This window comes from Pseudoalteromonas sp. '520P1 No. 423' (genome assembly GCF_001269985.1).
In the GTDB taxonomy this organism is placed as follows: Bacteria; Pseudomonadota; Gammaproteobacteria; order Enterobacterales; family Alteromonadaceae; genus Pseudoalteromonas.
Window position 1 is genome coordinate 789,640 of sequence record NZ_BBZB01000002.1, and the last position, 13,665, is coordinate 803,304.

The 13,665-nt window shown below is 32.6% G+C and carries 2 protein-coding genes (1 of these 2 only partly in view); both read left to right on the plus strand.

All coding sequences use genetic code 11. The annotated features are described in order from the left end of the window. On the plus strand, positions 1-12,722 hold the end of the coding sequence (locus PSA_RS22055; protein ID WP_059365045.1) for an Ig-like domain-containing protein. Its footprint begins 24,802 nt before the window's first position; only the last 12,722 of its 37,524 coding nucleotides appear in the window; its start codon lies off the left edge, out of view; its stop codon occupies positions 12,720-12,722. A 124-nt stretch (positions 12,723-12,846) separates the two neighbouring features. Next, complete coding sequence (locus PSA_RS22060) at positions 12,847-13,659, plus strand: peptidylprolyl isomerase (protein WP_042143155.1); 813 nt, start codon at positions 12,847-12,849, stop codon at positions 13,657-13,659. Positions 13,660-13,665 lie beyond the last annotated feature (6 nt).

A 13,665-nucleotide genomic window follows, 5' to 3' on the forward strand; every position in this document is an offset into this window, starting at 1 on the left:
ATGATTATCAATTAGTTGCTGACTTAACTGGTAAATCTGAAAGGTTTGTAGATGTTGTAGAACAAGTCTCTATTGATGGACATGTAACATGGGTTGGGATCCAGTCAAAGTTAAATGGTTTTACAATAAATGCGGGTCAAGAGTCTATTTATAGCCAAACTGAAGGCGAAATAAAAGATTTATTCAAATCAACCTCATCAATTTATGCACTTATAAATGAAAATGGTAATGAATATCTACTCGCTTTTAATTACAAAAATAAGCTGGCTCAGACACCTAAAAAGATTGACCTATCAGGTGAATTAATTGGTGCTAATGGAGATGTGTTATTTCTAAAACAAGGAAAACTATTAACAGCAAAAGTCATTGCAAATACATCAATTAAGACACAAGTGACAGATCTAATCGGTTACCAATTTACTGATGAAATTAAGTCCGTATCCGTTTGGAGAAACCAGATATGGGTATTAAGCGGTTCGCAGTTGACTTTATTGGAGATAAAAAATGGTCAAAAAATTGATCCAAAAGTAAGTTTTTCAATAGCGCCAGGCGATAAATTAGCAGTCGTTGCTGGTGAAATATATGTTTGGCAAAAAGAGATTGTAACTCATTACTCACTTACGAGTGAATTAGAGTTAGTACACAATAGAAGTATTTCAGTTCATTCTAAAATTAACAGTTACAAAACTCAGGGCAACATGCTTTGGTTATCAACAATCGATGAAATACATGGATTTAATTGGGTTGCTATTGAAGAAAGTGAAGTTGTTGGGATTTTACCTTGGCAACAACCTATTAGTATAGGGACTGGCTTCTACAAAATTAATGAGCAAAAAATACATCGTTATACATTAAATTCAACTAATCCACAGCTCTCTTCAATGGCAGTTAAAAAAGATGCTACGAGTATTTATATCGAAGGGATAGAAAAATCATTAGCTATACATGATTTATTACTCATTGATGAGAATAATAACCCTATCCCTGCATATTGGTTTAATGAAAATACAATAGCTATTAAACGAGGAGATGTTGTTGGTAGCAAGTTAAGTGTTTATAAACGCCAAAGAGATAAAATTGAATTTACAACTGAATTTAATTTAAATAATACACCACTTACAGAAGCAAGCTCGATAATAAGCGGCTTTCCTATTGAAATTGCTGAAGGTGCCATTGCCCCTATTAATCTAATATACCCAGAAAATAACAGAATATTTAACAGTAAAGCGTCAACAATAAATGGACAAAATATATTGTTGGAACAATCTAAATCAAATGGTTGGAGCTGGTTAAAATCAGGTCCTGTTCAAGAGCAAATCATTAATTTAAGTGTTAATGATATCGAGATTCCGCCTATAACTGTTAATGTAAGGGAAAATGAGCCTGGAGATGGTCAGCTGAATATTTCTGAGCCACTCAATAATAGTAGATATAAAGAAGGTGACTGGCTAACTGTAAAATATCTAAGTGAAAATATAAATGATGTAAGGTTTATTGAGCTGGTTCTGATGGATTTTAATGGTAATGAAATTACTCGATTATTTGGAGATAAATCATCTGGAAGTATGGCTTTAAAATTATCTGGTTTAGACTCATTAGATACTTATAAGGTGAGATTGAGAACATACTTTGGCGAACATTTTGACTATATAGAAGACAGTGTCGGTATTCGTGTTGTCCCTCAAAGAACAAAATTAGCATTTTCAATTGATGGTATTGCTGAGCGTGCCTATACAAACAGTAAAGTACTTATCTCTACTAGTAGTAATAATCAGTTAGGACCTAAGGCACAAATTACGATATATGATGAACTTGATAATGTATTAGCAAGTGGTTCAGAGCCGTTAGAAATAACAGTACCAGATGTCGAATTTCTTAAAATCGAGGCTAAACGTCAAGATGGACTAGGTAATACAAATGAGGAAGTGAAGAATGTATGGGTTAAGCATGCATATGAAATATCACAGGATGCACCAATATCTTCATATAATCATCAGATAGTAACACCACAGCAGAATTATTATTTTGATGAAGAAAAGTTATTCAATGAACAAGGTGACTTATTAAATCGCTTCGATGGTAAAGTGCAAGCTGTAACCTATTTATATGATAGATGGCTAGTTGCTCTAGAAGGCATAGGACTTGTATTTGTAGACCCGAATAATGAATTTGAAATACTAGGGACATATTTGTCTTATGATACTTACAAGGATATTGAAGTTATAAGAGATACAGTATGGACGTCAAATGTAAAAGGTGAATTAAAACAATTTAAAATATCTGGAAATAGTTTAGAGCTTAAAAATACTTTTTCATTAGGGGAAATCAAGCAACTGGCAAAGGATGATGATTCAATATGGATAGTGACAACATATTCACTTGAACAAGTTTTACTATCAAAGCCTACAGAATTAAATCAAATTTATGTAGGTGATGAATTGAGTGCAATGCTAATCGCTAAAGATAAATGGTTATTAACGCTTTCAGGTAAATTAATTAAAATTAGTGAAAATAATGACCTGTTCACATGGCAGCTTGATATAAAAAACACATCCCAGTTAGGCATGTTTAATAATGAATTATGGACTTATGATATCCAAAATCAGCAATGGATTTTAATAAGCATATCTTTAAGTAAGCCATTTGTAATTGCAAGGTATGACATCAAAACTCAAGGTGAGCTATTTGTTTTTAATAGTAAACTACAAAGCTCTCAAGGTGATGTTTGGTCGTGGAAATATAACCATGGTGAAATTAAAAGCTTGTTTAAATCACATAATATTCGTGGAAATACAGTCAATGTACTTTTAAAAAATGGACAAGCAATTGCAGCAAATCAAGGTTATGCCTTAACACGACAAGAGGACTTACCTCATTCTGAAATAAATGAGGTATACCCTGCACCGTATTCTGCAGATATAAAGCGCTTAAAACAAATTGGAAATCAGATATTAGGATATGATGAATCTAGTGGTGTAATTTATCGTATTGACTCAGATACCCTTATAAAGAGTGAGAGGTTATTTAAGCAAGCTGATTTAATTGATATGGATATATATCAAAATAATTTGGTTATTGCACACAGTGATAAACTAAAGTTCAAGTCTTTAAATAGCGAAATTGAAAGTGAATTAGTTGTGGCTATTGGTGAATCCATTGTATCTATTACATCAGATTTTGAATTTATTTATGTTTCAACATTAAGTGGCAGCTTATATAAAGTTAGAACGGGTTCTCTTCCTATTGATGACTTTAATGTAGAAATAACAGAATTATTAGCGGGTGGAGAAGAATTAAACAACCTTCAGTTATTATCTGATAATTTATATTTCTCTAGTGATACTGGTATAGGGAAATATAATTTAGCTACAAAACAAAGTGATTCATTATTTGATGAAAAAGTCCAATCATTTACGATACATCAAGGTGCACTTTGGTTTAGTCAAGCTAACGAATTTAAATATTCACCACTTAAAAATAATAATGCTATAAATACTGTTTATGTAGCTGAAAATGATATTAATTCAATATCAATAGATGGAGATCAAGCACTTTTAGGCCAAGGTTTATCTGGTTTCGAGCTGATTTGGTTAGATAAACAATCAATAACGCCTCATACAGGTCTAGCAAAACCAGTAATAAATCATGTATATCAACTTGGAGATCGTTTGAGCATAGAACAATCTTCACCTCATAATCTAAAATCTGTGACTTATTACATAAATGATGTGAAAGTAGCCACAGAATTAACATATCCATTTTCAACTAATGTACTTATACCTGCAGAGCTTAAAAATGGGCAGATATTTAAGTTGAAATCTGTAGCAATCGATTTAAATGGCGAAATAATAACAAGTGAAGAAAAACAATTAATTCTTCAAAGTGATGACATGCCTGTGAATAGGTTTGAAGTATCATTAGACTTTAAACAGCCAAGCTATATACCAAGTCCATTAAGGTTGGAAGCAATAATAAGCAATACAGATCAAGACGTACGTCAAGTTGAATTTTATCTAAGTGATTCAATTGATGGCCCATATAAAATGATAAGAAAACATTATGGGCCTGAATTTGTTGTTCGTAGAAACTTTGAGCTTGCAGACAGTGGTAAATACATAAAAGCACGTGCAGTTGATATTTATGGTAATTTTACTGAATCAACTCCAAAACGCATTGATAGATTAATAGACCAACAAAAGCCTATCGTAAATATTTCATTAGATTCGCCTTTGGCTGAACAAGGTAAAGTTCCAAATACTCATGATTTTAAATTACAGTTAAATTATAGCGATATTGGTAGTGGTATTGAACTGGTATTACTTAAGCGTGATGGAGCTGTTATTTGGGCTGGTTTTACTGATGGTAATATAAATATTACTGAATCTGGTCATGAGCTAGGTAAAACTTATGTTTATAGCCTAACAGCAACAGATAAAGCTAAAAATACACAAACTACTGAACTGCATGTAGAAGTTGTATCAGATGCATATCCTGAACTTGTAGATATTCAATTACCAACTGATGTAATTGAAAAAGGACATTTTACAGTTAAATTGAATATGTCGGATGATATTGATTTAGATGAAGTTGATGTTAAATGGCCAAACTATGAAAGAAGTTACGATATATCAGGCAAAAATTTTGAAAAAACAATATCAATAAAAGATATCCGTCAACAACGTTTAGATAGTGATATTACACAAAACTTAATCATTGCGATTAAAGATGATATAGGTCAAATAACAGAGCAAACCTTTAATTTACCAGTTAAAGTAGATACGAAACCTAATGCATCTGCTCTAGTATTGACAGCTCCTTATGCTGCAATATATGGCCAAGTAATCTCCGTAGATGTTGCTAATCTAAATGGTGTAGATGATGCTGGAGCTTCGCAGCTAGAAGTTAAATTAGAATTATATTTTAATGGTGTATTACAGAAAGAAAAATCTATCTGTAATACACAATATTATAGATGTAGTGATAAAGCTCGTACATCAATTGAGTTACCTCAACAATTGGTTGACGGCGATAAAGTTGAAATCAGCATTAAATTAACTGATAGGCTAGGTCAAACGACAACGACTGAAAAAACCGGTATCAGCTTGACACAAAAGCCGAATTTAATTCAGTTTGATAATTTAAATCAATCAAGTATCAATCCAAAAGAAATTCCAAGTGGTCAATTAGCCGATTTTAACGTTAATGTACTTGATATTTCAGCAAAGCCTGTCCCACTTCAAACAGTCACATTTAAATTAATCAGTAGTGATGGATTGGAAAAAATAGTTGGGAATATTGAGTCAAATGAGATTGGAAATAGCTTATTAAATTTTGATGCATGGGAACTCAAAGCCGGTAAGTATAAATTAGTAGCCAGTTTAAAAGATTACCCTTATATCAGTCCTGATGTCATATTAGTTGATATATTACCTGGCGAACCAGCAAAAATTCTTATTGATCATATACCTAGTATCGTCGTTAACGAAACGAGTCAGGTTAAGTTATCAATGACAGATCAAGCAGAAAATATAATATTTGATAGAAATGATTTATTTGTTGAATTGATGTTTGATCATAATGATTTCCATTTTGGCTTCGCAGAAAATATAACGGTTGTTAATAAGTATGACGACGCTGGTGTATTTGTAGGAGAAGTTGCCAATGTGAAATTAGATCAAGGTATTGCGATTATTAATGTATCAGTACCACAAAAATCTGGTTCATATCAGCTAAATAAGCTTGGTTCTTTCCCACAATCGTTAAAACTATTATATCAACAGCGACAAGGTCAAAATTATAGTGAAATATCAGGTATCACTATAAATTTAATCGCAGGAAAAGCTGCACAATTTGACTTAAGTATTTCTCAAATAACCAATCATGAATTTGGTAGACCAGATATACTTGAAGTTGATGAAATAGCAACAATTAACATGCAATTAACTGATAGTTTCGGTAACCAAGTCAGTAAAGTTGATATTAATGGCCAAGAAGAGGACGCAAACCTTAATGTCACATTTAATTTGACTAATAATGGGTTATTTAAAGACGCAGAGCAAAACAATACTTATGTTATGAATGCCGGCTCTTTAAGCATCCAGGTTACAGATAACTTTATAGAAGAAACACATTTGAGCTTAGAAAGTGTTCAAGAAGATGTAGCCATAAATAAAATTGCAAATATGACGCTAGATTTTGTGAAACGACTTCCTGCAATAAGTTCATCTGAAGTTCAAACAGTTGAAGATTCAATAATAACACCAATTAATTTTGGTTTTACAGAACCAGTTATTGAATCCGCTGTAAATAAAGTGTTGAGCATATTTGATATTAATGGCAATGAAGTTGATGGGCAATACACATTTATTGATAATCAAACTGTTGAATTTCTACCAAATAATGAGCTCATACTAAATACTCAATATCAATTTACAACAACAGATTCTGGATTAATTGGTTTAGCTGAAGAAGATCCTTTGTTACTTCAAACGCTTGCTTTTAATAGCGCTGATATGAAAATAGCAGCACAAACTAAACCTTACTTATTAACTGATACTCTAATGAGTTTGGACATGACTTTTGGCGAGAATATAGCCAAATCACATATTAGTTCTGGTCAAATTGTAATTAATGGCACTTCTCAACAATTCATTTTCAATCAAGGTAGTTTTACAGTACCTACAGTAACTGAACAAGAAGAGGGTAAACTTGTATCCGTAGAATTATCAGGTCATATATCGAATAGAAGCTTAATCATTGCAAATACAATTACGTTACCTTTATTAACTTTAGAAGGGGATTATGATGGTGATGGTCTTAATAATGGGCTTGAGCATACGTTATCATTAGACCCTACTAATCGTGATACGGATAACAACGGTGTAGAAGATGGTCGTGAAGATTATGATAATGACGGTTTAGATAATTTGACTGAATTGTCATTAGGTTCTGATTTAACTAATAAAGACACAGATGATGATGGCTTATCTGATGGTGATGAATATCAATGGGGAAGTGATCCAACTTTACAAGATACTGATGGAGATGGCATTAGTGATGCGATTGAAATAGCATCAGGTTCAGATCCAACCGATCTTAACAGTCGTAGTATCAAACCTGAATTTGTTACAGCACTTCAGGTGACACCAAAAGAAGTAAATTACAATATAGGTGCACAATCTGAAGATATAATGCTTTCTGTAATTGCTCAGGTTACATTAGAGGGACGAAATTATTCAGTAGATGTTTCAGATCCTGGCTATTATGATCTTATTTTTACTTCATCTGACACAAATGTAGCCGTTACGTCATACCAAGGCTTTACACCAGTTGGCGAAGGCACTTCTGAATTAAAAGTTAGTTTCGGACAATTCTTTGATACATCAAATCTAACTGTAACGGAAACAACCTCTTTAGGTGATGTTATATGGGAAAATGAAAGCGTTACTTTTGACGGACCTGTATTTGCAGATAGCGTAACAGTTATTGGTGATGTAAATGTTGAAATTGCAGGAGATTTAAATGTTGCAGGAAACTTTGATGTAAAACCTGTTTCAAATCTACGTTTGAACACCGAAAAATTATCAATTGGCAATGATTTATATATTCTTGGAGAAGAAATTAATCAGAGTGTTACTGAGTTAAACTTAGTTAATTTGAATTCTGAAAATGGTCATTTATATTTTGATGTTGAGATACCCCAAGGAGCAACTAACCTTGCAGTAAAATTGTCAGGAGGCAACGGTAATGCGGATTTACATGTCACTTCTCCTGATATGTGGGATTGTATTTCTGAAGAACCAAATAATGAGGAAGTGTGTTTCTTACATAACAACAATTGGCGTTCTACACATAATATAACTGTACTAGAATCGGCTCCTTTTTCAGAAGTCAGTTTATTGGTGACGTACGATATCGTAAATAATGATCCTAAAGCATCAACTGTAGATATTATTAGTTCTGAAGATATATATATATCAGGAGATCTTAATATGATTGGAGGAGAGATAAGCCATATTGGTCATAATATCGATATAACTGGTTCTTTAAACTTATCGGACTTTAATACAATAAAAGCTAAAAATATATTTGTTCATACAAATACAACTATTGATAGTGGTAGGTTAAATTTAGGTTTAACAGAAGAATTTGTAGTCGACTTGAATATGCTACAGGAAGGATCAATACATGCGTTGCCTGCTAATCAACAAACCAAAGAGTTATACCCTATACGTTTAAAAGTTGGACAGAAACTCACTGCTAAAGGCTCAATTTCTGTAAATGGTGCAGGGTATCCTGAAGGTGTAGGTTTTGGCTTTGTTGATGATTATTGTATTGGTGCACATGCCGCAGCAACTGTTGAATCTTGTAGTTATGGTAGTTACAAAAAGCCATTATACGCAGGGTCAGGCGGTGAAAATGGTGCTGGTGGTGGGATTGTCAATATAAAAGCAAACCGCATAGAAGTTGATAGTAATAGCTACTGGATTTCGATTGGTTCTCAGTACCCTAAATTTTCACATGGTAAAAATACCGGTGCTGGAGGAAGTGCTTTTATCGATGCCCATGAGTTCAAAGTTATTGATGCCGAAAATATAGTTATATCGCACTATTTTGGTGGCTGGGGTGGAGAAGCACATGCTGTTGAAAGTATCAGTACATCTGCAGATTATGATGAGCAAATAAAAGTAGGTAAAACGGTTAATTATTCACAATCCAATGGTAGGGTTGCAATTATTTCTGATAAATTTGATATCCAAGTGACCGGTGATGGAGGTGGTGGAGGTAGACCTGAAGATATACAAAATCCATTCAATTTAGATAACCAAATAAAAACTGTTTCACCTGAAATGGAGCAATTAAAACGGTTATCAACTTTGATTGGCATTTCAAATGAACCTGCTACAGGTACTGTTTATTTAGCGCAAAAACAAAGTGAAAACTCAATGTTCATGATAAAACCTTCCGATTCAGGTGGAGGTGAGGTTTTTGCGAGAAATGAAACGCTAAATTTAATTGAAAATAAAAATGCAGTGAAGTCCGGGGATTTTGAAAAGATGAAACCAATTAATCAGTTGATTCAACAAAATCAAGCTTCTGGTAATTGGTCTGTTTTGGATTTACTAGAACCAGACTCAACCATTGTTTTGTCGGTGGGTAGTCATCAGGTAAATGATATCAATTTAATTGCAGATGATTTATGGAATATTACTGTAAATGATGACCCTTGGGCTAATAACTTAAAAAGTTTAGGTCGAGAACTAGATGGTACACAAATACGATTGACAAATGATTCTGATGCATCTGTTGAAGCACAAATAATTTCAAATACAAAAAATAGTTTAGTTGTTAAATCAACTGAAGATTTATCGAATATGTCTTCAGGTGTTATACAAGGCTTACATTCTTTTAACAACTTAGAATTATTTTATGCAACGGTGAGCTTTGGTAAAGATATTGTCGAAGTAAATGATGGTCATTACTACCAGACTAAAATATGGGCGGGATATATAAACCCTATAACTATTAAATCAATAATAGAGTCAGGAAATATATACTCAGTCGATATTTATATTGATCAGAAATTAGTATTTGATGATATTTCTTTTAGAGCAAATTATAGTTCATTAGCAGCAAAGAGTATTCAATTTAATAATACTATGACTTTTGATAACCGTTTTGATATTTCTGCGAATAGTATTGATTTTAAACAAGATGCGCATATAAATGCTACAGTTAAATTCAATACATTTAAGAAACTAAACGTGGCAGGTGACCTTGTTATAAATAAGGCATTTATTAATAGTATTGGTCAAATTAATGTAGATGGTGATGTTACTGTAAAAGATAGGTTAAATATTGGCTACCCTGGATCTAATTTCTCTGAAATTAGCCCTAACAAATTTGAAATAAAAGGAAAATTATTAATAAATGAAGAAGCTGGTATTTACTCTATGCAAGGTGATAAAACTGTTAGAGTTGAAGGAGAGTCAGAAAATATACTTGCGGGTAGTCATGTAACTTCGGCGTTATCTACTGCTTTTGAAAGTATTAAACCGATTTCTATTGGTAACTATAAAAATCCGTTATCACCAGGGAAAAGCGCTTTATACCATAAAGGGTGTGATCAAATTAATAAATGCAACATTAATACCTCACTTAAGTTTTCGGGTGGAGGTGTATTAAATATTAAAGCCCAAATAATAGAGAATAATGGCACTATATCTGTAAGCCCTGAATCGAATTCTATATCAGAGCAAGTCATTGCCGCTGGTGCTGGTTCTATATTATTAGAGGCGGATACAATATTAGGTAATGGATCTATGTATGCGTTAGGTTTTTCTGGGACATATAATAAAGTTGATACTTTAGGTAGTTCAGGACGGATAGCATTAATAAGTGAAAATTACAATTTTACTGGTGATATTATAACAGGTAAAAACTATAAAGGTTTATTTAACACGGGCACTGTTTTTATCAAAGATAAAAACATGGGGTATGGTAGATTAGAGCTAAAAACAGATGTCAATTATGATGGTGATACAACACTAACAAATTGGATAAAGTTACCTGAAATTGGAAAGCATGTAATAACAAAAGTTGAACCATTGGAAAACCAGCATTGGAGAATTTCTGTTTCTAATGCAAATTGGCAAGATAATAAAGGGTTCAACATAAAAGGTGAGTATGTTGATTTACAAAATGGAACTAACCAGTTTTATGAAATCATAGATTTTGACGAAAATAGCGTAACAATCAGTTCAGCTGAAGATCTTAATTATTTAAATCAAGCTTCGTTTGAATTAATCGGTGTTCATATTTTTGATTCCGTTTATTTATCAGAAAATAGCAAATTAGATATAGGCAATGATAAGTTAATTATCTTAGATCGGGCTAACTCATATCTAGGCGACAATATCTTTTTGAAAGCTTTAATTGATAATCCAGAGACTCTCTCATGGCTGACAGAAAATAATGTAAGTTTGTATCAAAAAGAAATTATTATCCCAAATGATTTAGAGTTTAATTATCGTGAAACTAAAATAATATCAGCTGATAAGATCAAAGTTTTTGGCTCAATAAATTTGAGTAATTCGGCTAACTTAATCTTACATGCGAATTCAAACTTAAGAGTTGAAGGTGATTTTATACTGGGCCAATCATCTAAAGTCACAGGTGACCTTGAAGGTGCCGATATTGAAATCTTTGGAGATTTAATTTTAGAGTATGGGAGTAACTTAAGATTTAAAAATCAGGTGAATTCTTTTATTGTACATGGCGAAGTCAAATTGAATACATCTGGTGCAAAATTAGAACTTGTTTCCCATGATGTAGAGTTTAAAAACTCCTTAAACGTAGGTGCAAATTCTGATGTTGAACTTAAAATATTGGGAGATTTAACAATTGAGAAAGACTTTATTTTATCATATTCGAATGATCACTCTTTGATTCAAGTTAAAGGTGAGTGGTTAATAAAAAATAATATGGTTCTTGAACAAAGTGCTCATTTGAAAACTTTTTCCTTAGGTGGTATTAAAATAGGAAATAATTTAAATACCTATAAATATTCAAGGTTTGCATTATCAAGTCCACAATATGATCAATTAAAACAGTTATTAATTAATATCACCAATACTGTTCAAATCGATGAATATTCAACAATTACAGCGACTGCTGCGGGCTTTACTTTTAAAAACTTTCCAGGAAGTTTAAAGTATAGTTGTCATGCTGGTGTTGTGAAAAGCCGTTATAACGATAGAGATTTTAAAGATTGTCAGTATGGTTTTTATGTTAAAGCACAATTCGCTGGGCTAGCAGGAGATGCTTGGAACCTTGATTATCGTTTAGATACAGCTGGTGGCGGTGTCATTGTAATTAATGCCAAAGATATTGTACTCAATGGTGATATATCAGCTGATGGTGGAGTAAGGAATGGTGAACCAGGTGGGTCAGGTGGCTCTATTCATATCCAAAGCGATAAGTTAACAGGTTCTGGTACTATTTCAGCCAAAGGCAGAAGCGGAGGATCATATGATCCTCAAGGTGGTGGAGGGCGAATATCAATTTATACAAATGACCATACAGCATATACTGGAAACACCACAACTGCATCTACTGACTATATAAGTTACAGAAATTATGAAGCGGGAGCAGGTACAGTATATATTGCAGATGATATCGGTAAACAAGGGCATTTTAAAATAGACAATGGGATTACCAATAGCCATATGCTCCATGCTGATTCAGGTACTGTAATACGAAATGCCGGAAAAGGAGTGATAGAATGTGTGACAGATTTAAATGAGAATAAGTGGTTGATACAGCCAGAAGGATATTGTGATAGTACTATTATTTCAGGTCCATGGAATGACTCTTTTGAAAAACCTAAACATAGCCTCATCGGACGTTCAATTGATTTAGATATTGATGATGAAACAAATGAAATACTCACAATTATATCAAATACTAAAAATAGCTTAGTAGTTGAAAGTAATAAAGATTTATCTTATCTAGTTGGTAAAACTTATCAGGGAATACATCAATTTAAATCAATTGAGCTTCTTAATAGAGCAAATGTTGATTTTGGTAATAATCGTGTTGAAGTAACTGATATCGATAATTCAAAAGTGATGGATAATATTCAGCTAAAACTTGGCGCTGCAAATCCAGCTTTTAAAGCTTATTTAGATAAAACCTCTGCAATTATAACTTGGGTTGAGTAATAGTATGAAAAAGCGCTTTTTATTTATAATAAAAGTGCTTTTTATTAAATAAATCTCACTATTTTTAAATAGTTAGGGTATAATTCGCCGGATTTTGTATTTGTTTTAGGTAAAGGGAGTTGTGATGAAAGGCTTAAAAATCTTGTTTGGTGTAGTTGTTATTAGTGGTTTGCTTGCTTGTAGTCCAAAGCCAGAAAGTGTGGCAAAAGTTGGTGATAAACAAGTTACGAAAGCAGAGATAGAGTCTTATTTATCATTAAAGAAAATAAATAGTAAAAATGAAGAACAATATCAATCAGCAAAGCAATATTACTTAAAAAATTTAGCATTAATTGCAGCAATCGAAAAAGAAGGGAGTTTAGATCAACAAAAAATAGAAACTGAATTGTTTGAAATTAAAAAAGATTTAATTTTAAATCGTTACCTGATGAAGTTTTTAGATAATGCTGTCACTGATACTGCTATGAGAAATTATTACGCTGAAAATCAAGGTAAATACCAAAAAGAAAAGGCGAAAGTGTCACATATTCTTTTTAGATTGGATAATAATGCTACTGAACAGCAACGTCAGTCTAAATATAGCAAAGCTATGGAAGCCTATAGTAAATTAAAAACAGGCGCTATGTTTAATGAAATAACGTCACAATATTCTGAAGATTTAGTTTCTGCAAAAAAAGGGGGTCAATTAGGTTGGATGCAAAAAGGGGCAATCTCTCCTGTATTTTCAGATAAGGTATTTAATCAATTGCAAGCTTCAGAAATATCAGAACCATTTCTAACTGAGTTTGGTTACCATATTGTAAAATTAGAACAAAGCCCTTCGATTGTAAAACAACCTTTTGAAAAAGTAAGAGGTAATATTAAACGTATATTGCGCCAAGTTGCAAAAGATGCAGAACTAAAGCGTTTACAAACGAGCATAACTGTCATTCAGTAAATTTAA